The 20,280-nt window shown below is 70.6% G+C and carries 21 protein-coding genes and 1 rRNA gene; 15 read left to right on the plus strand and 7 right to left on the minus strand.

The features are described 5' to 3' along the window. Window positions 1-2 precede the first annotated feature (2 nt). Window positions 3-773: an enoyl-ACP reductase FabI gene (fabI, locus tag H181DRAFT_RS12185; RefSeq protein ID WP_045864346.1), complete on the plus strand. Its 771-nt coding sequence runs from the start codon at window positions 3-5 to the stop codon at window positions 771-773. 132 nt (window positions 774-905) lie between these two features. Here fabI and H181DRAFT_RS12190 read toward each other — a convergent pair whose 3' ends face one another. After that, the gene (locus H181DRAFT_RS12190) at window positions 906-1,598 is read right to left on the minus strand and encodes a FadR/GntR family transcriptional regulator (protein WP_045864347.1); all 693 of its coding nucleotides are present in this window, start codon (window positions 1,596-1,598) and stop codon (window positions 906-908) included. Between the two features lie 102 nt (window positions 1,599-1,700). On the opposite strand from H181DRAFT_RS12190, the gene H181DRAFT_RS12195 reads away from it, so the two are divergent. From H181DRAFT_RS12195 to H181DRAFT_RS12205, 4 genes are all read left to right on the plus strand, one after another. Then, the gene (locus tag H181DRAFT_RS12195) at window positions 1,701-3,107 is read left to right on the plus strand and encodes a CynX/NimT family MFS transporter (RefSeq protein ID WP_254666800.1); all 1,407 of its coding nucleotides are present in this window, start codon (window positions 1,701-1,703) and stop codon (window positions 3,105-3,107) included. Between the two features lie 17 nt (window positions 3,108-3,124). Then, the gene (locus H181DRAFT_RS29905; RefSeq protein WP_254666801.1) at window positions 3,125-3,241 is read left to right on the plus strand and encodes an SGM_5486 family transporter-associated protein; all 117 of its coding nucleotides are present in this window, start codon (window positions 3,125-3,127) and stop codon (window positions 3,239-3,241) included. Between the two features lie 219 nt (window positions 3,242-3,460). Next, entirely contained in the window at window positions 3,461-3,712 is a 252-nt protein-coding gene (locus H181DRAFT_RS12200) for a hypothetical protein (RefSeq protein ID WP_045864348.1), read from the plus strand. Between the two features lie 77 nt (window positions 3,713-3,789). Next, window positions 3,790-4,317, plus strand: coding sequence for a SixA phosphatase family protein (locus H181DRAFT_RS12205; protein WP_045864349.1), 528 nt, complete (start codon window positions 3,790-3,792; stop codon window positions 4,315-4,317). Window positions 4,318-4,479: 162 nt separating this feature from the next. On the opposite strand, the gene serB is transcribed toward H181DRAFT_RS12205, so the two are convergent. Further along, entirely contained in the window at window positions 4,480-5,796 is a 1,317-nt protein-coding gene (serB, locus tag H181DRAFT_RS12210; RefSeq protein WP_045864350.1) for a phosphoserine phosphatase SerB, read from the minus strand. Between the two features lie 261 nt (window positions 5,797-6,057). Between serB and H181DRAFT_RS12215 the strand changes: the two genes are divergently transcribed. Beyond that, the gene (locus H181DRAFT_RS12215) at window positions 6,058-8,724 is read left to right on the plus strand and encodes an ABC transporter ATP-binding protein/permease (RefSeq protein ID WP_045864351.1); all 2,667 of its coding nucleotides are present in this window, start codon (window positions 6,058-6,060) and stop codon (window positions 8,722-8,724) included. A 104-nt stretch (window positions 8,725-8,828) separates the two neighbouring features. Here H181DRAFT_RS12215 and H181DRAFT_RS12220 read toward each other — a convergent pair whose 3' ends face one another. After that, complete coding sequence (locus H181DRAFT_RS12220; RefSeq protein WP_045864352.1) at window positions 8,829-9,515, minus strand: aggregation-promoting factor C-terminal-like domain-containing protein; 687 nt, start codon at window positions 9,513-9,515, stop codon at window positions 8,829-8,831. A gap of 370 nt (window positions 9,516-9,885) precedes the next feature. On the opposite strand from H181DRAFT_RS12220, the gene H181DRAFT_RS12225 reads away from it, so the two are divergent. Continuing rightward, window positions 9,886-11,064, plus strand: a complete 1,179-nt coding sequence (locus H181DRAFT_RS12225) for a GAF domain-containing sensor histidine kinase (RefSeq protein WP_045864353.1) — start codon at window positions 9,886-9,888, stop codon at window positions 11,062-11,064. Beyond that, complete coding sequence (locus H181DRAFT_RS12230; RefSeq protein WP_045864354.1) at window positions 11,057-11,695, plus strand: response regulator; 639 nt, start codon at window positions 11,057-11,059, stop codon at window positions 11,693-11,695. Before H181DRAFT_RS12225 ends, H181DRAFT_RS12230 begins: the two co-directional genes overlap by 8 nt. Window positions 11,696-11,776: 81 nt before the next feature. Here the strand turns inward: H181DRAFT_RS12230 and H181DRAFT_RS12235 are convergent, their stop codons facing one another. Beyond that, the gene (locus tag H181DRAFT_RS12235; protein WP_045864355.1) at window positions 11,777-12,625 is read right to left on the minus strand and encodes a hypothetical protein; all 849 of its coding nucleotides are present in this window, start codon (window positions 12,623-12,625) and stop codon (window positions 11,777-11,779) included. A gap of 107 nt (window positions 12,626-12,732) precedes the next feature. Between H181DRAFT_RS12235 and H181DRAFT_RS12240 the strand changes: the two genes are divergently transcribed. The 4 genes from H181DRAFT_RS12240 (at window position 12,733) to H181DRAFT_RS12255 (ending at window position 15,916) form a co-directional block, all read left to right on the plus strand. Beyond that, window positions 12,733-13,524, plus strand: a complete 792-nt coding sequence (locus tag H181DRAFT_RS12240) for an ABC transporter ATP-binding protein (RefSeq protein WP_045864451.1) — start codon at window positions 12,733-12,735, stop codon at window positions 13,522-13,524. 21 nt (window positions 13,525-13,545) lie between these two features. Then, the gene (locus H181DRAFT_RS12245; RefSeq protein WP_045864356.1) at window positions 13,546-13,971 is read left to right on the plus strand and encodes an NfeD family protein; all 426 of its coding nucleotides are present in this window, start codon (window positions 13,546-13,548) and stop codon (window positions 13,969-13,971) included. Window positions 13,972-14,076: 105 nt separating this feature from the next. After that, the gene (locus H181DRAFT_RS12250) at window positions 14,077-15,045 is read left to right on the plus strand and encodes an SPFH domain-containing protein (RefSeq protein ID WP_045864357.1); all 969 of its coding nucleotides are present in this window, start codon (window positions 14,077-14,079) and stop codon (window positions 15,043-15,045) included. Between the two features lie 103 nt (window positions 15,046-15,148). After that, entirely contained in the window at window positions 15,149-15,916 is a 768-nt protein-coding gene (locus H181DRAFT_RS12255) for a sulfite exporter TauE/SafE family protein (RefSeq protein WP_045864358.1), read from the plus strand. A gap of 54 nt (window positions 15,917-15,970) precedes the next feature. On the opposite strand, the gene H181DRAFT_RS12260 is transcribed toward H181DRAFT_RS12255, so the two are convergent. After that, window positions 15,971-16,510, minus strand: a complete 540-nt coding sequence (locus H181DRAFT_RS12260) for an HNH endonuclease (protein ID WP_045864452.1) — start codon at window positions 16,508-16,510, stop codon at window positions 15,971-15,973. 468 nt (window positions 16,511-16,978) lie between these two features. Then, window positions 16,979-17,518: a YbhB/YbcL family Raf kinase inhibitor-like protein gene (locus H181DRAFT_RS12265; protein WP_045864359.1), complete on the minus strand. Its 540-nt coding sequence runs from the start codon at window positions 17,516-17,518 to the stop codon at window positions 16,979-16,981. 112 nt (window positions 17,519-17,630) lie between these two features. Here H181DRAFT_RS12265 and H181DRAFT_RS12270 point away from each other — a divergent pair, with 112 nt between their 5' ends. Further along, a complete protein-coding gene (locus H181DRAFT_RS12270) occupies window positions 17,631-18,071 on the plus strand; it encodes a barstar family protein (RefSeq protein WP_045864360.1) in 441 nt (146 codons plus the stop codon). Between the two features lie 51 nt (window positions 18,072-18,122). Here H181DRAFT_RS12270 and H181DRAFT_RS12275 read toward each other — a convergent pair whose 3' ends face one another. Further along, complete coding sequence (locus H181DRAFT_RS12275) at window positions 18,123-18,905, minus strand: sporulation protein (protein ID WP_045864361.1); 783 nt, start codon at window positions 18,903-18,905, stop codon at window positions 18,123-18,125. Window positions 18,906-19,079: 174 nt separating this feature from the next. Between H181DRAFT_RS12275 and H181DRAFT_RS12280 the strand changes: the two genes are divergently transcribed. Further along, window positions 19,080-19,775: a DNA-3-methyladenine glycosylase gene (locus H181DRAFT_RS12280; protein ID WP_045864362.1), complete on the plus strand. Its 696-nt coding sequence runs from the start codon at window positions 19,080-19,082 to the stop codon at window positions 19,773-19,775. 402 nt (window positions 19,776-20,177) lie between these two features. Continuing rightward, window positions 20,178-20,280 (plus strand): 16S ribosomal RNA (locus H181DRAFT_RS12285); the annotation flags it as partial.

Consider the following 20,280-nt stretch of genomic DNA (forward strand, 5'->3'; position numbering starts at 1 on the left):
AGATGAGCGGAATCCTGGCCGGCAAGCGCATCCTTGTCACCGGCGTCCTCACCGAGGGCTCGATCGCCTTCCACGCCGCGAAGATCGCGCAGGAGGAGGGCGCGGAGGTCGTACTCACCGGGTTCGGCAGGCTCTCCCTGGTCCAGCGGATCGCCAAGCGCCTGCCGAAGGAAGCCCCCGTCATCGAGCTGGACGTGACGAACCAGGAGCACCTGGACTCTCTCGCCGGGAAGATCGCCGAGCACCTCGGCGAGGACGCCCAGCTCGACGGCATCGTCCACTCCATCGCCTTCGGCCCCCAGGGCGCGTTCAACTTCCTCGAGGCGAGCTGGGAGGACGTCGGCACGGCAGTGCACGTCTCCGCCTACTCCCTCAAGTCGCTGACGACGGCGTGCCTTCCGCTGATGCCGCGGGGCGGCTCGGTCGTGGGGCTCACCTTCGACGCGCAGATCGCCTGGCCCAAGTACGACTGGATGGGCGTGGCCAAGGCGGCGCTGGAGTCGACGAACCGCTACCTCGCGCGTGATCTGGGCGCGAGGAACGTGCGGTGCAACCTGATCTCGGCCGGCCCGATCAAGTCGATGGCGGCCAAGTCCATTCCGGGCTTCGAGGAGCTGGCGGACGTCTGGAACCACCGGGCCCCCATCGGGTGGGAACTGGCCGACCCGGACCCGGCGGGGCGCGGCGTGGTCGGTCTGCTGTCGGACTTCTTCCCCAAGACGACCGGGGAGATCGTCCACGTGGACGGCGGCGTGCACATGATGGGCGCCTGACCGGCAGGCCCCACCCCACGCCTCACGGCACCCGCCTCACGGCACGAGCGGCCCCGGCACTTGCCGGGGCCGCTGCGCGTCGACAGCGCGTATGGAGGCGCATAGTGGCGCATGGAGCCGCGTGGACGGTGCTCAGGCGCCCTGTTTCGCCTTCCGCACCCCGCAGCCCCACTCCTGTGTGTGGGAGGCGGCCTCCCGCTCCGCGGCCTCCGCGTCACCGGCCTGGATCGCCCGGACGAGCCCCGCGTGGTCCATGTGGTTCTCCGGGCGCAGCTCCCCGCCGACGTCGAAGCGGAGGAAGTCGCGCATCACTTCCCCCAGGTCCGAGTAGACCGCGGTCAGTACGTCGTTGTGCGAGGCCGCGACCACGCCGAGGTGGAGGCTCGCGTCCGCCTCGACGAACGACTCCACCACCCCCGAGGCCCAGGCCGCCTCGCGGCGCTCCAGCAGCGCCTCGATCTGCGTCATGTCGCCCTCGGTGCGCCGCAGCGCCGCCAGCCGCGCCGCCGAGGTCTCCAACGCGGCCCGCATCTCGGCCACGTGGCGCGGGTCGGCGTCGGCGAAGCGGCGGTGCATGACGCCCGCCAGCTCACTGGTCGCGACGACGTACGTGCCGGAACCCTGCCGGATGTCCAGCAACCCGTTGTGCGCCAGGGCGCGTACCGCTTCCCGCACGGTGTTGCGGGCCACTCCCAGCTGCTCCACGAGCTCCGGCTCCGTGGGGATCCGCGTGCCGACCGGCCACTCGCCGGACGTGATCGCGGAGCGCAGCGCCGAGATCACCTGGTCTGCCAGAGCGGAGCGTTGCGGCGAGGGAAGGCTCATCTCTCTCCCGTATGCGTCGGCCGCGGGCTCTTCCCGTCAGCTTCTGTGGAGGGGAGGATACGCGTTGGCACGTATTCATCCCATGATTCTATGATGGGGCGCATGCCCATGACGGAAGACGACCTGCAGCGCGACGGCCTCCCCGACGACCCCCGCCCGGCTGCGCCCGCCACCCCGCAGACCGGCTCCCACGGGGGCTCCGCCGCGCCCGCCTCCGCTCCGGCCGCGGTCCCGCGCTGGGTCGTGCCGCTGCTCGCCGCGGGCCTGCTCGTCGCCGCCCTCAACCTGCGTCCCGCGATCGCCGCGCTCGGCCCGCTCCTGAAGGAGGTCCGCTCCGACCTGGGCATGAGCGGCGCGGTGGCCGGGCTGCTGACCTCGGTGCCCGGGCTGTGCTTCGCCGTCTTCGGCAGCCTCGCCCCGCGGCTCGCCCGGCGGCGCGGCCCTGCTCCGGTGGTGCTGGCCGGCATGGTCGCGATCACCGCGGGCCTCGCGCTGCGCCCCTTCGCCGGGGGCACGGTGTCCTTCCTTGCGGCGAGCGCGCTGGCTCTCGCGGGCATCGCGGTCAGCAACGTCCTGATGCCCGTCGTCGTCAAGCGATGGTTCCCCGGCCGCATCGGGTCGATGACCGGCCTCTACTCGATGGGTCTCGCCCTCGGCACCGCGGGAGCCGCGGCGGTCACCGTGCCCCTGACGGGCGCCCTGGGCGGCAGTTGGCGGGTGGGGCTCGGCGCCTGGGCGCTGCTCGGGGTACTGGCGATCATCCCGTGGGCCGTGGTGCTGAAGGACCCGGGCAGCCGCCGCCCGGCGCCGTCCCCGGCAGTGCGCGAGCCCGGCCGTCCCGGCGCCCCCGCCGCCGGCGGGCGGAGCGGCAGCGGGGACGGGACCGCGGGCCGCCGCGGCGGGGCGGGCAGCCCGGAGGGCGACGGCCGCATCCGCATCCGCACCTCGCGCACCGCATGGGCGCTGGGCGGCTTCTTCGGCCTCCAGGCGTCCGCCGCCTACATCGTGCTCGGCTGGCTCCCGCAGATCTTCCGGGACGCCGGCGTCCCCGCCTCCTCCGCCGGGCTGATGCTCGCCGTCACCATGGGCATGGGCGTCCCCCTGGCCTTCGTCGTGCCGAGAGTGGCGGCCCGGATGCGCCACCAGGGCCCTCTCATCGCGGCCCTGGCCCTGTGCGGGCTCACCGGGTACGCGGGCCTGTGGTTCGCGCCGGGAGCGGGGGCCTGGCTGTGGGCGCTGCTGCTGGGCATCGCCAACTGCGCCTTCCCCGTCGCGCTCACCATGATCAGCCTGCGGTCCCGCTCCAGCGCGGGTGTGGCCCAGCTGTCGGCGTTCGCGCAGAGCACGGGCTACCTGCTGTCCATCCCCGGGCCGCTGCTCGTGGGTGTCCTGCACGACGTCAGCGGGGGCTGGCGCGTCCCCCTGCTGCTGATGATGGCGTTGCTGCTGGCCCAGACGGCCGTGGGTGTGCTGGCCGGACGGGACCGTGTCATCGAGGACGGACGCTGAGTGCGACACTGTCCGGTATGCCAGTGCTCGAACCAGCCCCGCAGAACGGACAGAAGAAGCTGCTCCTGATCATGGGAGCGATCTTCGGCATCATGATCGTCATCGGCGTCGTCGCGAACATCGCCGCTCCCTGACGCCCGCTCGCTGGGCCCCGGCGCCCGCCGAATCCTGACGCCCGCCGCTCCCGCTCGCGGGACCGCCGCGCCGCCCGATGGTGGTGCTGGCCCCACCATCCCCAGGGGGGCTGGGTCAGGGGAAAGTGGGTGGATCACCGGATGGGGCGCCCGTCCGCTCCTCCGTAGCGTCTCCGAGTACACCACCGGACGCTCTACGGACGAGGGAGAGGCGAGCCCATGACGACGGCCCGTGCCCGTGGCGACAGTCCGCGCAGCGTCACCGCCGCCCGGCGGCAGGCCCCGCCTCCCGGCGGCAGCGCCGGTCGCGAGCTGCTGCCCTGGTGGGCGGCGGTCCTGCCGGTCCTCGCCTTCGCGCTGCTGCTGAGCCTGCTGATCGGCGGGGGAGACGCGAACGCGGCGGCTCCGCAGCCCTGGACGGACGTCCTCGCGGTGGTCCTGGAGCGCTTCGAGCAGGCGTTGCTCGGCTGACGGCCGGAAGGCGGCCGCTCTTTCCGCACCGTCAACACCCTCCGCCCGGCACCGCGTTTCGTGCGAAGCTGGGAGACATGAGCGTCGATGTGCCCCGCAGTATCGTCCTTGTCCGGCACGCGAAGGCCGACTGGCCGGAAGTCGCAGACCACGAGCGCCCCCTGGCGGACCGGGGCCGCAAGGACGCCGCGGCAGTCGGTGAGTGGCTGGCGACCCACGGCGTCGCCCCCGGGCTGACCCTCTGCTCGACAGCCGTCCGCACCCGCGAGACCTGGAAGCTGACCGCGCCGCATCTGCCCCACCGTCCCAGAACCGTCTACGAGGAGCGCCTGTACGACGCCTCGCCCGGCGAGATCATCGCGGTGATCAACGACGTTCCCGAGGACGTCGAGAACCTGCTGGTCGTGGCCCACAACCCGGGAGTGCAGGGTGTCGCCGAGGTGCTGACCGGCTCCTCCGAGGGCGACTCCCTGGAGCGCATGCAGCGCAACGGCTTCCCTACGTCGGCGGTCGCGGTGCTGCGATTCGACGGGACGTGGAAGTCCGTCGAGCCGGGCTCCGCGACCCTGACCGGCTACTGGGCGCCGCACGAACCGTACGAGTGAGGGGCGCCGCCCCCGGACACGTCTGATTCTCCGAGCCTCGCGGTGGCCCGTGCCGATCCCCGGCGCGGGCCGCCTGGCGTGTGCGGGCTCAACACGGGGGCAGAGCCCGGCCTTTGCGCCGTGGGCCCCGGACCGTCCGCGGCGGTGCCGGGAGCCGTACGTTCAGGAGGCAGGGGCGTCCAGCAGCCGTTCGCCGTCCGTGTCGTGGTCGTCGCTCCCAGCGGAGCCGTCGGCGGCCTCGACCTCTTCCCTCGTCACCCCGAGCAGGTACAGGACGGTGTCCAGGAAAGGCACGTTGACGGCGGTGTGCGCGGCCTCGCGCACGACGGGCTTCGCGTTGAACGCCACGCCCAGGCCCGCCGCGTTGAGCATCCCCAGATCGTTGGCGCCGTCGCCGATGGCGACGGTCTGCAGCAGCGGGACCCCCGCCTCGGACGCGAAGCGGCGCAGCAGCCGCGTCTTGCCCTCCCGGTCGACGATGTCACCGGTGACGCGGCCGGTGAGCTTGCCGTCGGCGACCTCCAGCGTGTTCGCGGCGGCGAAGTCCAGCCCCAGTTCCACTTTCAGCGCGTCCGTGATCTGCGTGAAACCGCCTGAGACGACGCCGACTTGGTAGCCGAGGCGCTTGAGGGTCCGCACGAGCGTGCGTGCGCCGGGCGTGAGCCGTACGTCCTTGCGCACCTTGTCCACGACGGACGCGTCCAGGCCCTCCAGCAGCGCCACCCGTGCGTGCAGCGACTGCTCGAAATCCAGCTCCCCGCGCATCGCGCGTGCGGTGACCTCCGCCACCTCCTCCTCGCAGTTCGCGTAGGCGGCGAAGAGTTCGATCACCTCGTCCTGGATCAGCGTGGAGTCGACGTCCATCACCACCAGGCGCTGCGCGCGGCGCTGCAGCCCGGAGGCGACGACGGCGATGTCCACGCCGTGCTTCGCCGCCTCCAGCGCCAGCGACGTGCGCAGCGTCTGCGTCCCGGTTCCGGAGACGTCGAACTCCACCGCGGTCACCGGGTACTTGGCGAGCCGGAAGATGCGGTCGATGTTGCCGCCCGTCGCGGTGATGCTGGCGGCGATGGCGGCCGTCGAGGAGGCGGTCAGCGGCTGCCCGAGCACCGTGACGTGCGAACGGCCGGTGCCGCGCGGCCGGTTGTCGCCCACGCCGGAGATGATCTCGGCCTCGAGTCCCATCGACTCCGCCCAGCTGTGCACGGTGGCCCGCAGCTCGCCCTCGCCGGCCGGTCCCTGGCAGTTGCCGTCGCCGTTGCCGGAGGCGGTGCCGCCGGAGCCGGGCGCGGTCACGAGGGCGCACAGAGTTATGCGTCCACGGGTGACGAGCTGCTCGATGTCGACGACTTCCACGGTGAAGGCGGCAAGGGTGTCGAACAGGCCGGCCGTGATGCCGGGCCGGTCCTTGCCGAAGATCTTGACCAGGAGCGTGGGGGTGTCGGCGTACGAAGGCGGGGTGGCCGGCGATGTGGTCATGATGTTCTCACGGTATCGCTGCGAGGCCGGTCGCACCCCCGGGGGGGCTCAGCTCCGTCCGGATCCTTTCGCTTGCCGGAGGCGGTCGTGAGCAGCCACGTTGCACTCGGCGAGGGCTCGGACGTCCCCGGTCGGTCACAGTCGCGTCGGGGTTGTGACATGGGCCGACTTCCTGTCAGGGACCTGGGCCTGAAATAGTTCCAGACGATGTTCGCCATCCCTAGGCTCCCGTAGTGGGGGAGTCACTCGGGGGACAACTTTGTGGGGCATGGAGTGCCGGAACTCGTACTGGAATTGAACGGACAAACCTGGACGCTCGATCCGTCCAGGACGTATGCGCTGGGGCGCGATCCCCAGGGCGACGTGGTGATCGACGACGCCAGGGTCTCCTGGCGGCACGCCACCATCAAGTGGAGCGGACGCGGCTGGGTCATCGAGGACAGCGGGAGCACCAACGGCTCGTACGTCCAGGGGCAGCGCGTCCAGCAGGCGGAGCTCGGCCCGGGCATGAGCGTGCACCTGGGCAACGCCACCGACGGGCCGCATCTGAAGCTCTCGGGCTCGGGGGCACCGGCGGGCGGGGCCGCGGGCGCACCCGCCGCCGCGCAGCACCAGCAGCAGCCCGCACACCAGGCGCAGGCGCCCCAGGGGCAGCCGGCGGCGCAGGGCTGGGGCGGGCAGCCGCAGCAGCCCGGTGTCCCGCAGCAGCACGCGGGCTGGCAGCAGCAGCCGGGAGTCCCGGCGCAGCAGGGCGGCGGCCAGGCCTACCCGGCGGGAGCGGGCGCACAGCAGTACGTGCCGCAGCAGGCGGCACCGCAGGCTCAGCCCTACGCGCCTCAGCATCCCCAGCAGCAGGGGCAGCACCCCCAGCAGGGTGCCCCGCAGGCCCACCCCCAGGCCGGGGGAGCGCCGCACAGGGGCGGCGAGCGCCCCACCACCTTCCACCAGCTCGCGCTGGGCCGGGTGATGCGCATCGGCCGCGCCCTCGAGAACGAGCTGGTCGTCTCCGACCTCCAGGTCTCGCGGCACCACGCGGAGTTCCACGCGTCGCCGGACGGACGCTTCGAGATCCGCGACCTCGGCAGCCACAACGGCACGTACGTCAACGGGCAGCTGCTCCCCAAATCCGGCTCCGCGGTGATCACTCCGCAGGACACCGTGGGCGTCGGCCACTCGACGTTCCGCCTGGTCGGCGACCGGCTCGAGGAGTTCGTCGACACCGGCGAGGTCTCCTTCTCGGCCCGCCATCTGACGGTGAAGGTCGACAACGGCAAGGTGATCCTCAACAACGTCACCTTCGGCGTGCCGGAGAAGTCGCTGATCGGCGTGATCGGCCCTTCGGGCTCCGGCAAGTCCACGCTGCTGCGTGCGCTGACCGGCTACCGTCCCGCCGACGTCGGCGAAGTCCTGTACGACAACCGCAACCTCTACCAGCACTTCGCCGAACTCCGGCAGCGCATCGGCCTCGTCCCGCAGGACGACATCCTCCACAAGGAGCTGCGGGTCCGTACCGCTCTGCGCTACGCGGCCCGGCTGCGCTTCCCCGGCGACGTCGCGGTCGCCGAGCGCAACGCGCGCGTCGAGGAGGTGCTCGCCGAGCTCAAGCTCGACATCCACGCCGACAAGAAGGTCACCTCGCTCTCGGGCGGTCAGCGCAAGCGCGTCTCCGTCGCCCTGGAGCTGCTGACCAAGCCGTCGCTGATATTCCTCGACGAGCCCACCTCGGGCCTCGACCCGGGCATGGACCGCGACGTCATGCAGCTGCTGCGCGGCCTCGCCGACGACGGCCGCACGGTCCTCGTCGTCACGCACTCCGTGGCGGAACTCGGCCTGTGCGACAAGCTGCTGGTGATGGCGCCGGGCGGCGGCGTCGCCTACTTCGGGCCTCCCGAGGAGGCGCTGAACTTCTTCGGCTACAGCACCTGGGCGGACGTCTTCTCCGCTTTCGAGAACTACCGCGACTACGACTGGATGGGCCGCTGGCAGGGCTCGCAGCACTACCAGATGTACGCCGCGGACCTCGACTCCGTCTCCCCGCAGCAGGCGCAGCAGGTACAGGCCCCGCCGACGCGTATGCGCAAACCGCAGAGCTGGGGCTCGCAGTTCTGGACGCTGGTGCGCCGCTACGTCTCCGTCATCGCCTCCGACAAGGGCTTCCTGGCGCTGACGGTGATCCTGCCCCTCGTCCTCGGCGGCGTCAGCACCCTGATCCCGAGCGACTACGGACTCGGCTACGGCCCGCTGAACAAGGCGCGGACCAACCGGGACGCCAGCACGATCATGCTCATCATCGCGGTGGGCATGTGCTTCTCCGGAGCCGCCAACTCCGTACGCGAGCTGATCAAGGAACGGGTCATCTACGAGCGCGAACGGGCCACGGGCCTCTCGCGGTCGGCCTATCTGATGTCCAAGGTGCTCGTGCTCGGGATCGTCACCGCCGTGCAGGGTGTGATCATCTCCGCCATCGGCTTCGCCCCGCGTGAACTCCCGTCGGAGGGCCTGCTCGCGGAGGACCTGCCCGCCGTCGAGATGACGCTCGCCGTCATCACGCTGGGCTTCACCTCGATGATGTTCGGCCTGATCATCTCCTCGCTCGTGAAGACGGCGGAGAAGACGATGCCGCTGCTGGTCATGTTCGCCATCGTCCAGGTGGTCTTCACCGGCGTGCTCTTCCAGCTCTTCGACACGCCTGGCGTGGGGCAGTTCTCCTGGCTGATGCCGTCCCGCTGGGCGGTCGCCGCGATGGGCGCCACGGCCGACATGAACACGCTGCTGCCCTGGGAGAAGGGCAACCCGGACCCGCTGTGGGAGCACACGGCCGCCACGTACGTGCTCGACATGGCCGTCCTGCTGGGGCTCGGCGTCGTGCTGGTCTTCGTCGTCGCGCGGCTCCTGCGCCGCCACGAACCGGAGGTCATGCGCAAGTAGCGGCAGGCCGGGCACGCACGGCTCGGCAGGCACGGAAGGCGGCGGCCCCCTTCGAGGGGACCGCCGCCTTCGCGCTGTACGGGAACGCGCCCGCTACCGCCGGCTCAGTACCAGTTGTTGGCCTGCCAGAAGGACCAGGCGCCGCACGGGCTGCCGTAGCGGTCCTTCATGTAGCCGAGGCCCCACTTGATCTGCGTGGCCGCACTGTTCCGCCAGTCCGGGCCGGCCGAGGCCATCTTGGAGCCCGGCAGGGCCTGCACCAGGCCGTAGGCGCCGCTGGGGTTCTGCGCGTGGACGTCCCAGCCGCTCTCGCGCTCGACGATGTTCGAGAAGCACTGGAACTGCTTCTCGGAACCGATGATCTGCCGCGCGATCTGCTTCGGGGACCCCGAGGGGGACGCGGCGCGCTCGGCGGACCGGCTCGCCGCCTGCTTGCGCTGCCGCTCGCGCTCTGCCTTCTTCGCCTGCTCGGCTGCCTCCTGCCGCGCCTTGGCGCGGGCTTCGGCCTTCTTGCGCGCCGCCTTCTCGGCGCTCGCGCGGGCCCGGCCGTCTGCCGCTGTGGTCTGGGCGTCGATGCCCGCCTTCTGGGTGGCGGGGCTGTCGGCGGCCGTCTGAAGGGCGATCGCCTGTGCTGCCGGCTCCGATCCGGCAGTGTCGTTTCCGCTGTCCTTCTGCCCTGGCACGACGCTGAAAGCGATGGCCGTCACGCCGACGGCGGCCGCACCGGTGGCCGCCGAGATCTTGTGCAGACGGGACAGCCTGCCGTGGCGTTCAGGAGTGGGAACGCTCATAGGGAGGAAACCTCTTCCAGGTTGCGGACCGCAGCGACAGTGGCCGCTACGGCGGCAGCAATTCTCAGCTGCCGTCAGTCACCGAGCAAAAATCACCATTACTAACCTTGATAGTGGTTCGCGAAAAGGTCGGAGGCCCTGACGTGTCAGCGCTGCACGTCCGGTCAGTGGGCAACTACTACTAAGCAAGCTCGTACGTGATCTGCGTCCTATGCGGCGACTCACACCGCATACCCGATTACATTTACGCAGTGTGTAGAAGCTATAAACGCAGAGTCACGCGGCTGGGCCTCGGTCCTAGGTCCTGAGGCCCCCGTCCCCGGGGCGTCCGTCCGATACCGCCGCGACGTCCCGCCGGTACCGTGACGGCATGCTCCAAAGCTCCGGGCTCGCCGCTGTCAGCGCCGCGTTGCTCGCCATGAACCGGCAACTCGAGGTGCGCGACGTACTGCAGACGATCGTCGCCTCGGCCCGCGATCTGCTGGACGCCGAATACGCGGCACTCGGAGTACCCGACGACCAGGGCGGGTTCGCCCAGTTCGTCGTCGACGGCGTCTCGGACGAGCAGTGGAAGGCAATCGGCCCGCTGCCCCGGCAGCACGGCATCCTCGCGGCGATGCTCCACGAGGCGACACCGCAGCGCCTCGCGGACGTACGCGCCGACCCGCGCTTCGAGGGGTGGCCCAGCGCCCACCCCGAACTCGCCGACTTCCTGGGCATGCCCGTCGCCGACGGCGAGAACGTCCTGGGCGCCCTCTTCCTCGCCAACAAGCGCTGCCCGCCCGCCCGCGACGCACCCGGGCAGGGGCCGCCGGACGAGGCGGCGCGCGGCTGCTCGTTCTCCGAGGACGACGAGCGGCTGCTGCGCCTCCTCGCCCAGCACGCCGCCATCGCCCTCACCAACGCCCGTCTCCACGAGCGGAGCCGCGAGCTGACGATCGCCGGCGAGCGCGCCCGTATCGCCCACGACCTGCACGACGCCGTGGCCCAGAAGCTCTTCTCGCTGCGGCTGACCGCCCAGGCGGCCACAGCCCTCGTCGACCGCGACCCCGGGCGTGCGAAGGCCGAACTGCACGAGATCGACCGGCTCACGGCCGAGGCGGCCGAGGAACTGAGGGCCGCCGTCGTCGAACTGCGTCCCGCCGCGCTCGACGAGGACGGGCTCGTCGCCACCCTGAGGACGCAGATCCGCGTGCTCCACCGCGCCCACTCGGCCGAAGTCGCCTTCTCCGCCGAGGGGAGCCCCCGGGCCCTGCCCTCGGCGCACGAGGAGGCGCTGCTGCGGGTCGCGCAGGAGGCCGTGCACAACGCGCTCCGCCACGCCTCGGCCGTCCGCGTCGACGTGCTGCTCACCTTCGGGGCCGCCTCCGTGCGGTTGCGCGTCGCCGACGACGGCCGGGGCTTCGACCCGAAGGCCGTGCGCAAGGCGGGACGTCACCTGGGGCTGGTGTCGATGCGCGACAGGGCCCAGTGCGTCGGCGGCCGGCTGACCGTGCAGTCGGAGCCCGGCAAGGGCGCCGTCATCGAGATGGAGGTACCCGGTGGCTGACCCGATCCGTGTGCTCATCGTCGACGACCACCTGGTCGTACGGCGCGGACTGCGTACCTTCCTGGAGATCCAGGAGGACATCGAGGTGGTCGGGGAGGCCGCCGACGGCGAGGAGGGTGTGGCCCGCGCCGAGGAGCTGCGCCCGGACATCGTCCTGATGGACGTGAAGATGCCCGGCACCGACGGGATCGAGGCGCTGCGACAGCTCGTGCAGCTCGGCAACCCCGCACGCGTCCTCGTCGTCACGAGCTTCACCGAGCAGCGCACCGTCGTCCCGGCCCTGCGGGCGGGAGCCGCGGGCTACGTCTACAAGGACGTGGACCCGGACGCCCTCGCGGGGGCCATCCGCTCCATCCACGCGGGCCACGTCCTGCTGCAACCCGAAGTCGCCGGGGCGCTGCTCTCCGAGGGTTCGGGCGGGAGCGCGGGACGCGGCACGCAGCTCACCGAGCGCGAGCGGGAGGTGCTGGAGCTGATAGCGGACGGGCGCTCCAACCGGGAGATCGCCCGGGCACTCGTCCTGTCGGAGAAGACGGTGAAGACGCACGTGTCGAACATTTTGATGAAGCTCGACCTCGCCGACCGTACCCAGGCGGCGCTGTGGGCCGTCCGCCACGGGATCACGCACTGACGGGCTGCCTCCTGAGGCGGGCTTCCGGGCCGACGCCGTCGCCGCACACAGCGCGATCCGCTCCCCGGTGGCCCGGCCCGCTCACATCCGCTTGCGCCCGAGCTCCTCCTCGTAGGCGTTGTAGGCCGCGACCTGCGCCCGCCTCGCCGTGCGCTCCACCGGGCGGAGCGCCTCGGCCCGCGCTGCGATCTCGGACGAGCTGACCGCGCCGCCGTGCTCCCGGCCGTCTCCCGCGCCCTTCCCGCCGCCCGGCACGTCTCCCTGCGCGATGTCCACCAGCGCCCGCACACGCTGCGCGAGTTCCAGCACCCGCACGGCACGCGGCGGGTAGCCAGGGGCCAGCAGCCGCCTGCCCGCCTCCATCCGCGCCCGGTACGCGTCGAGGGCCGCGTCCGCCACAGGGCCCGAACCGGCCACGTCCAGCTTCGTGAGGAGATCGGTGGCCTCCCGTACGGCCTCGGCGAGTTCCCGCTCCGCCTCGGCCAGGGAAGGCACGTCCGCCGGCGGCCCGTCCCGCAGGGGCAGGCAGTGCCACGTCACCTCGGCGTGCACGTCGCCCTCCGGCCCCGCCTCGTACAGCTCCGGGACGAGTCCCAGGCCCGCCCCCGGAGCCAGTACGGCCTCGCCCGCGTCGAGGGCGCGGGAGTTGAGCTCCGGCGGCCCGCTCAGACCCAGCGGGTGCCCGGGCGCGGGAAGTGCCACCCGCAGTCCGTGCGTGCCCAGCGACCGCAGCCGGCCCAGCGCGAGAGTGAGCCCCACGGGCCCCGGCTCCGGCTCCGCCCCGGGAGCGGCGGACGACGGCAGCGCCGCCACGCGGTGCGCCGCGTCCTCCCCGACCATCCGCTCGGCGGCCTCGTCCGGTGAGATCAGTCCGGCAAAGAGCGCATTTCCCCAGGCGGCCATCCGCCCTGAACGAGGTTCTTGGAGCATGAGCACAGCCTAAGGAACAGGCCGTCGAACGCGTGGCGTAGGTTTTGTCTGGGGACTGTGCCCACAAGGCACGGGAAACGGCGACTGCAATGGGAGACAACGCGCTCATGAGCGAAGTACTGGAGCTGGTGGACGTATCCGTGGTCCGCGAGGGCCACGCTCTGCTGGACGACGTCTCCTGGTCGGTCAAGGAGGGCGAGCGCTGGGTCATCCTCGGGCCGAACGGCGCCGGCAAGACGACCTTGCTCAACATGGCCTCCAGCTACCTCTTCCCGAGTTCCGGAACCGCCACCGTCCTGGGTGAACGGCTCGGCGCGGTCGACGTCTTCGAGCTCCGTCCCCGCATCGGCATGGCGGGCATCGCCATGGCCGAGAAGCTCCCCCGCTCCCAGACCGTCCTGCAGACGGTGCTCACCGCCGCGTACGGCATGACGGCGCACTGGCAGGAGGAGTACGAGGCGATCGACGAGGAGCGGGCCCGCGCCTTCCTCGACCGCCTCGGCATGAGCGACTACCTGGACCGCAAGTTCGGCACGCTCTCCGAGGGCGAGCGCAAGCGCACCCTGATCGCCCGCGCCATGATGACCGACCCCGAACTGCTGCTGCTGGACGAGCCGGCGGCAGGGCTCGACCTCGGCGGCCGCGAGGACCTGGTGCGCAGGCTCGGCCGCCTCGCCCGCGATCCGTACGCCCCCTCCATGATCATGGTGACCCACCATGTCGAGGAGATCGCACCGGGCTTCACGCATGTACTGATGATTCGTCAGGGACAGGTCCTCGCCGCGGGCCCCCTGGAGACCGAGCTGACCTCCCGAAATCTCTCCCGCTGCTTCGGACTTCCGCTCGTCGTGGAGGAGCGCGGCGACCGCTGGACGGCTCAGGGTCTGCCGCTCGGCTGATCGCGGGCCTACCATGTCCGTGTGGATGCATGGGTGTGGTGGTTGATAGCCGCGGTGGGGCTCGGGATTCCACTCGTCCTCACGGCGATGCCCGAGTTCGGAATGCTGGCGGTCGGAGGTGTGGCCGGCGCCGTCACCGCCGGGCTCGGCGGGGGAATGGTGGCGCAGGTCCTCGTCTTCGCAGTCGTCTCGACCGCGCTGATCGTCGTCGTCCGGCCGATCGCGCGCCGTTCACGGAACCAGGCGCCGGCGATGAGCAGCGGCGTCGACGCCCTGCGCGGCCGTCAGGCGACGGTGCTGGAGCGCGTCGACGGGCAGGGCGGAAGGATCAAGCTGGCGGGCGAGGTCTGGTCGGCCCGCGCGCTCGACGGGGACGCGGCCTACGAAGCCGGCAGGCAGGTCGACGTGGTGGAGATCGACGGAGCCACCGCGGTCGTGATGGGATAGCCGCGAGGCGGGGTAACACCCTTGCGAGCAGGGCGAGTTGCTTGCGCCGGGGTACTTTCTACCGTCTGACAGACGTCAATCAGTGATACGTGCAGGGGGACGGCGATGGACGCCATCATCATTGTCCTGATCATCCTGGTGGTGCTGGTCTTCATCGCACTCATCAAGACGATTCAGGTGATTCCGCAGGCGAGCGCCGCCATCGTCGAGCGCTTCGGCCGGTACACCCGCACCCTCAACGCGGGCCTGAACATCGTGGTCCCCTTCATCGACACGGTCCGCAACCGTGTCGACCTGCGTGAACAGGTCGTCCCGTTCCCGCCGCAGCCCGTCATCACGCAGGACAACCTCGTCGTCAACATCGACACCGTCATCTACTACCAGGTGACGGACGCCCGGGCCGCCACGTACGAAGTCGCCAGCTACATCCAGGCCATCGAGCAGCTCACGGTGACGACGCTCCGCAACATCATCGGCGGCATGGACCTGGAGCGGACGCTCACCTCCCGCGAGGAGATCAACGCGGCGCTGCGCGGCGTGCTCGACGAGGCCACCGGCAAGTGGGGCATCCGCGTCAACCGCGTCGAGCTGAAGGCCATCGAGCCCCCGACGTCCATCCAGGACTCGATGGAGAAGCAGATGCGCGCCGACCGCGACAAGCGCGCCGCGATCCTGCAGGCCGAAGGTGTGCGGCAGTCGGCGATCCTCACCGCCGAGGGCGAGAAGCAGTCGTCGATCCTGCGCGCCGAGGGCGAGGCCCGCTCGGCGGCGCTCCGCGCGGAAGGCGAAGCACAGGCGATCCGCACGGTCTTCGAGTCGATCCACGCCGGCGACCCGGACCAGAAGCTCCTCTCGTACCAGTACCTGCAGATGCTCCCGAAGATCGCCGAAGGCGACGCCAACAAGCTCTGGATCGTCCCGAGCGAGATCGGCGACGCCCTGAAGGGACTCGGCGGCGCCCTGGACGGCTTCCGGCCCGGAGGCGGCGGGAACAGCGGCAGCACCGGCGGCAGCGGCAGCGACCCCGCGAGCATGGTCAAGCCGCCCCGGCGGGACAGCCCCAGGATCGACTGAGCCGGAAACCCGCCCGCAGGGCCGACCGAGACCCGGATGCCCACGCGAAATCCCCCTCGGGCATGATCGGTGTGTACGGCACTGATCAACTGGGGGGCTTCGCGTGACCATCTGGGAGGCAGTGGCCGTCTGCGTCGCCGGCGTCGGCGCAGGCGCCATCAATACGATCGTCGGCTCCGGCACCTTGCTGACTTTCCCGGTGCTGCTCGCCGTCGGCCTGCCGCCCGTCACGGCCAACGTCTCCAACGCCCTGGGACTCGTGCCCGGCTCGGTGAGCGGAGCCATCGGCTACCGGCGTGAACTGCGCGGGCAGCTGCGCCGGGTGCTGCTGCTCGGCGGCGTGGCGCTCGTCGGAGCCCTCTCCGGCGCCGCACTGCTGGTCGTCCTGCCGTCCAGCGCCTTCGACACGATCGTGCCGGTGCTCATCGCGGTGGCGCTCCTCCTGGTCGCCTTCCAGCCCCGCCTCGCCCGCGCCGTGCAGCGGCGCCGCGAGCGGAAGGGGGCGTCCGCCCGTCCGCACGGCGGCGTGCTGCTGCCGTCCGGCATGCTCTTCGCGAGCGCGTACGGCGGCTACTTCGGAGCGGCGCAAGGCATCATCTACCTCGCCCTGATGGGGCTGCTGCTGGATGAGAACCTGCAGCGGATCAACGCCGTGAAGAACGTGCTCGGTGCCCTGGTCAACGGCGCCGCGGCGGTGTTCTTCCTCTTCGTCGCGGACTTCGACTGGACGGCCGTCCTCCTGGTGGCGGGCGGCTCCGCGGCCGGCGGCGTGCTCGGAGCTGTGGTGGGCCGCAGACTGAGTCCCACCACCCTCCGCGTCATCATCGTGACGGTCGGAACCGCGGCCCTCGTCCACCAACTCGTCCGCTGACGCGGAGGAGCCGGGCCCAGAGGCCCGGCTCCCCTTTCACGCGGTGCTCCCGTTTCACGCGGTGGCAGGCAACCCCGCCGCGGAGTCCGCGGTGCGCGGGACGCTCAGCCACTCCGGCAGCGCCGTACCGTCTGCGCGGTTCAGCGCCAGGAGCAGCGCGTCGGCAGGCGTGGGCTCGAACGGCTTGACCAGCAGCGCCATGCCCGCCTGAGCGGGCGTCCGGTCGGCCTTGCGGTGGTTGTCCGCCGCGCACGCGGCCACGGTGTTGAGCCACGTGTCGGTACCGCCCCGCGAGCGCGGCACGACGTGGTCGACGGTGGTGGCCTGCCGGCCGCAGTACGCGCACCGGTGCCGGTCCCGTACGAGGACGCCGCGCCGCGACCACGGGGCCCGTTGTCGGAAGGGGACCCGCACGTATCTGCGGAGCCTCACGACCTGGGGCACCGGAAGATCGATGTCAGCCGCCCGTATACGGAGACCGGGGTGCGACTGCTCAACGACGGCCTTGTCCTGCATGACAAGCACAACGGCTCGCCGCAGCGAAACCGTCGAAAGCGGCTCGAAGCTCGCATTGAGGATCAGCGTCTCGCGCATCCCCTCCACCTCCCCGATTCCCTTCCGCCCCCGTTGGCGGTGGCACCACTGTGCCGTCGCACGGGAAAGGGGACAACGCAATTACCGGGCGGCGCACAGGAGATGGTGAGCGGGCCGCACCGGCGGTTCACAGCGGTCGGAGACCTTGCCGGGCCCATTCACCGGCATACGGTCGCGAGAGCGGCAGCCATGAGGCGCACGGGAAAGACCAGAAGGCGAAATCGGAAGCGAGACCGGAAGACGAAAACGGAAGACGGAACAGGGAGGGAGACGAAATCAGGAAGACGGGAAAAGGGGCAGCCGACGCGGTCGCCCGGCCCCCGGCCGGCCTCCGACGGACTGCTGGCGCAGACACGAGCGCCTCGCCGCCCCCGCACTGCGGTGCCGGCTGCCCGGCGACAACTGTGCTTTCGGGGACGACGAGGCGCAAAGGGTTTTCGACGCCCGCCCGGAGGGGACGTCGGCAGCTCAGCCGTCCGCGGGCACCTCGTGGACGCCGATCAGCTGCGCACGTCCGATGGTCTTGAAGCGCAGGTTGAACCCGACGAACGCAGGCGTCGCGTCGGCGTCCGGACCCAGCTTCTCGTCCTGCACTGCGTAGACGGTGAAGACGTAGCGGTGCGGGCCGTCACCGGGGGGCGGTGCGGCGCCGCCGAAGTCGCGCGTCCCGAAGTCGTTGCGCACGTGCACGGCGCCCTCCGGCAGACCTTCCATCTCACCCGTACCGGCACCGACCGGCAGCTCCGTCACGGAGAGCGGGATGTCGAAGACCACCCAGTGCCAGAAGCCGCTGCCCGTAGGCGCGTCCGGGTCGAAGCACGTCACGGCGAAGCTCCGGGTCTCCGGAGGGAACCCGTCCCAGCGCAGATGCGGGGAGACGTTGCCCTTCGCGTACTGCTGTTCCGGACGCAGCCGTCCGCCCTCGGAGACGTCGCTGCTCACCACCTCGAACGAGGCCACGGGCGGGTGGAAGTCGTGGGGGAGCGGCGGTTGCTTCTGCTCGGTCACGTGGGAACCTCCTGATGGCGCGAATCGCTGCACCGGCCAGCCTAACGAGCCATGGTGCCGGACTTTGTCACCATGGGACCCACGACGAGACCTGCAAAGCGGTGGTGCGACGATGACCAGTCCCGTGGACCTGCCCGAACTCCCCGAACTGCCCGGCGAAGGGCTGCCGGGCCTCTTCGAGGGCACCGTCCCGCCCGGTGTGTACCGCTGCGACTCCGTGGGCCCCGACGTCCTCATGCAGGCGGAGGCCGCGGACTGGACCGGCGCCGTCATCGACCTCAGCGACGTCACTACCAAGGCCGAGTTCATGGACCGCTGCGCCACCGGTCTGGAATTTCCCGACTGGTTCGGGCGCAATTGGGACGCGCTGGCCGACTCCCTCACCGACCTCTCCTGGTGGGGTGAGACCAACGGCTACATGCTGATGACGGCCGGCTGGCCCGGATTCGAGCAGGCAGACCCGGCATCCGCCGTCACCGCCGTCAACGTCTTCACCGCGGCGGTCGGCTACTGGACGGTTCGCAGCGCCCCCCTCACCGTGCTCCTGGGCTGAGCACGCCGAGGGGCGGCAGGCGAAGCGCCCACCGCCCCTCGGAGAGTCGGATCAGAACCAGTTGCGCTGGCCCCCGACCTCCGTGAGCCACTGATTGATGAACGCGGTCCAGTCCGTCTGGTGGAAGTCCGTCAGACTCACCTGGAACGCCCGGTACGAGTCGCTGCCGCCGGTGAAGAGACCCGGCGCCTTGTCCATCTCCATGACGACGTCCATCTCCCGACCGTCGGCCACGAAGGACAGTTCCACCTGCGAGAGTCCCCGGTACTGCTGCGGTGCCAGGAACTCGATCTCCTGGTAGAAGGGCAGCTGCTGGCGCGTGCCGCGGATGCGCCCCTTCTCCATGTCGGCCGACTTGAAGCGGAAGCCGAGGGCCCCGAAGGAGTCGAGGATCGCCTGCTGCGCGGGCAGGGCGTGGACGTTGACCGGGTCGATGTCGGTCGAGTCGATGGCCTGCGCGATGGCGAGCTCCGTCGAGACGCCGATGCTCATGCCCGTCAGCTGCTGCCCCATGAACATCGTCACGGGCGTCTCCCAGGGCACCTCCAGCTGGAACGGCACCGTGTGCTTGGCACCCTCCTTGAGCTCGAGCGCGCCGCCGAGCTGCTGCCGGCCGAACTCGATGTTCTGCTTCATCTCCCCGTCGTTCGTCTCGACCTCGACCTTCGCCATGAGACCGACGGACAGCCCCTGGATCTGCTGGTCGACAGAGCCCGCCTCGATGTGCACCTCACCCTGGACCACCCCGCCCGGCACCACGTTCGGCTCGTGCAGGACGGTGTCCACAGACGCACTGCCTACGCCCAGACTCGCGAACAGCTTCTTGAAACCCATCTCTCCAGTCCCTCCCAGGCGCAGCCTGTGTGTCTTCGCCGATCACTCGTGCGTGCTCTGCTACCAGTACGCCCGAAGAGGGCCGGCAGTTCCGCCCCGCACCGGAAAGCGCCCCGTTCTCGCGCACTTGATGCGGCGGAAGCCAGTACCCCGGGTCGGTTACCCTCGGGCGGCATGATCGCTGGCCGAGACCGTACGCGAAGGAACGACCACAGCCACACACCGCTACCCCGTTCGTTCTTCGACCGCCCGGTCCTGGAGGTGGCCCCGCAACTGCTGGGCCGCTACCTGGTGCGGACGAGCGACGAAGGCAGCATCGTCCTTCGCCTCACCGAGGTGGAGGCGTACGCGGGGGAGGCGGACCCCGGCTCGCACGCCTTCCGCGGCCGCACCCGCCGCAACGCCTCGATGTTCGGGCCGCCCGGCCACGCGTACGTCTACTTCATCTACGGCATGTGGTTCAGCCTGAACCTCGTGTGCGGCGCAGAAGGCCACGCGAGCGGTGTCCTGCTGCGCGCCGGCCAGGTGATCACCGGCGCCGAGCTCGCCCGCGAGCGACGGCCCAAGGCCCGCAAGGACGCGGAACTCGCCAAGGGACCCGCCCGCCTCGCGACGGCCCTCGACGTCGACAAGTCGCTGAACGGGACGGATCTGTGCGGCGCCGACGAGGGCGCCCCGCTCCGTGTCCTGACCGGCGAGCCCGTGCCTCAGACGGAAGTGCGCAGCGGCCCCCGGACCGGTGTGGGCGGTGCCGGATCGGTTCACCCGTGGCGCTACTGGGCCGACGGCGACCCCACCGTGAGCCCGTACCGCCCGCACCAACCCAGGCGGCGCCAAAGCTCACTTGACTCCGATGGCCCCAAGGTCTAACGTTGACCGAGTCGCTGAAACCGGGCAGGTCGTCATCAGGCTCTCAAGCCAGGCGGATGCATCCGGAAGCGACCAAACACTACCTACGATTTCCCCAACGGGTCGTTAATTGGCGTGCCATAAATGACCCCAAAGGCTCCGATTAGGAGTCGAGAAGGAAATCCGCTAAAGTAGTGGACACCGAGAGGGAAGCGCCCGGAGTGGCCTGTGGCAGGGTTGCGATGGAAGCGTCCGTTCTTTGAGAACTCAACAGCGTGCTAAAAGTCAACGCCAGATATGTTGATACCCTCGTCCCCTTGGTTTATGGGGGCGTGGATTTCTTTGATACAGACAGCGAGGATGCTGTGCACACTGGGATTATTCCTCCTGGTTGTGCCGCTCTCGTGTGTGCTGTTTGCAGCATTCACGGAGAGTTTGATCCTGGCTCAGGACGAACGCTGGCGGCGTGCTTAACACATGCAAGTCGAACGATGAAGCCCTTTCGGGGGTGGATTAGTGGCGAACG

Origin of the sequence: Streptomyces sp. WMMB 714 (assembly GCF_900090125.1) — a bacterium.
Lineage (GTDB): Bacteria > Actinomycetota > Actinomycetes > Streptomycetales > Streptomycetaceae > Streptomyces > Streptomyces daqingensis.

What these genes read in the sequence shown, in the direction of transcription:
- H181DRAFT_RS12275 (WP_045864361.1), bottom strand. Translation starts at nt 18,905, where the DNA reads ATGGGTTTCAAGAAGCTGTTCGCGAGTCTGGGCGTAGGCAGTGCGTCT.
- H181DRAFT_RS12220 (WP_045864352.1), bottom strand. Translation starts at nt 9,515, where the DNA reads ATGAGCGTTCCCACTCCTGAACGCCACGGCAGGCTGTCCCGTCTGCAC.
- fabI (WP_045864346.1), top strand. Translation starts at nt 3, where the DNA reads ATGAGCGGAATCCTGGCCGGCAAGCGCATCCTTGTCACCGGCGTCCTC.
- H181DRAFT_RS29905 (WP_254666801.1), top strand. Translation starts at nt 3,125, where the DNA reads ATGCCAGTGCTCGAACCAGCCCCGCAGAACGGACAGAAGAAGCTGCTC.
- H181DRAFT_RS12270 (WP_045864360.1), top strand. Translation starts at nt 17,631, where the DNA reads ATGACCAGTCCCGTGGACCTGCCCGAACTCCCCGAACTGCCCGGCGAA.
- H181DRAFT_RS12195 (WP_254666800.1), top strand. Translation starts at nt 1,701, where the DNA reads ATGCCCATGACGGAAGACGACCTGCAGCGCGACGGCCTCCCCGACGAC.
- H181DRAFT_RS12250 (WP_045864357.1), top strand. Translation starts at nt 14,077, where the DNA reads ATGGACGCCATCATCATTGTCCTGATCATCCTGGTGGTGCTGGTCTTC.
- H181DRAFT_RS12200 (WP_045864348.1), top strand. Translation starts at nt 3,461, where the DNA reads ATGACGACGGCCCGTGCCCGTGGCGACAGTCCGCGCAGCGTCACCGCC.
- H181DRAFT_RS12225 (WP_045864353.1), top strand. Translation starts at nt 9,886, where the DNA reads ATGCTCCAAAGCTCCGGGCTCGCCGCTGTCAGCGCCGCGTTGCTCGCC.
- serB (WP_045864350.1), bottom strand. Translation starts at nt 5,796, where the DNA reads ATGACCACATCGCCGGCCACCCCGCCTTCGTACGCCGACACCCCCACG.
- H181DRAFT_RS12190 (WP_045864347.1), bottom strand. Translation starts at nt 1,598, where the DNA reads ATGAGCCTTCCCTCGCCGCAACGCTCCGCTCTGGCAGACCAGGTGATC.
- H181DRAFT_RS12240 (WP_045864451.1), top strand. Translation starts at nt 12,733, where the DNA reads ATGAGCGAAGTACTGGAGCTGGTGGACGTATCCGTGGTCCGCGAGGGC.
- H181DRAFT_RS12260 (WP_045864452.1), bottom strand. Translation starts at nt 16,510, where the DNA reads ATGCGCGAGACGCTGATCCTCAATGCGAGCTTCGAGCCGCTTTCGACG.
- H181DRAFT_RS12280 (WP_045864362.1), top strand. Translation starts at nt 19,080, where the DNA reads ATGATCGCTGGCCGAGACCGTACGCGAAGGAACGACCACAGCCACACA.
- H181DRAFT_RS12235 (WP_045864355.1), bottom strand. Translation starts at nt 12,625, where the DNA reads ATGCTCCAAGAACCTCGTTCAGGGCGGATGGCCGCCTGGGGAAATGCG.
- H181DRAFT_RS12205 (WP_045864349.1), top strand. Translation starts at nt 3,790, where the DNA reads ATGAGCGTCGATGTGCCCCGCAGTATCGTCCTTGTCCGGCACGCGAAG.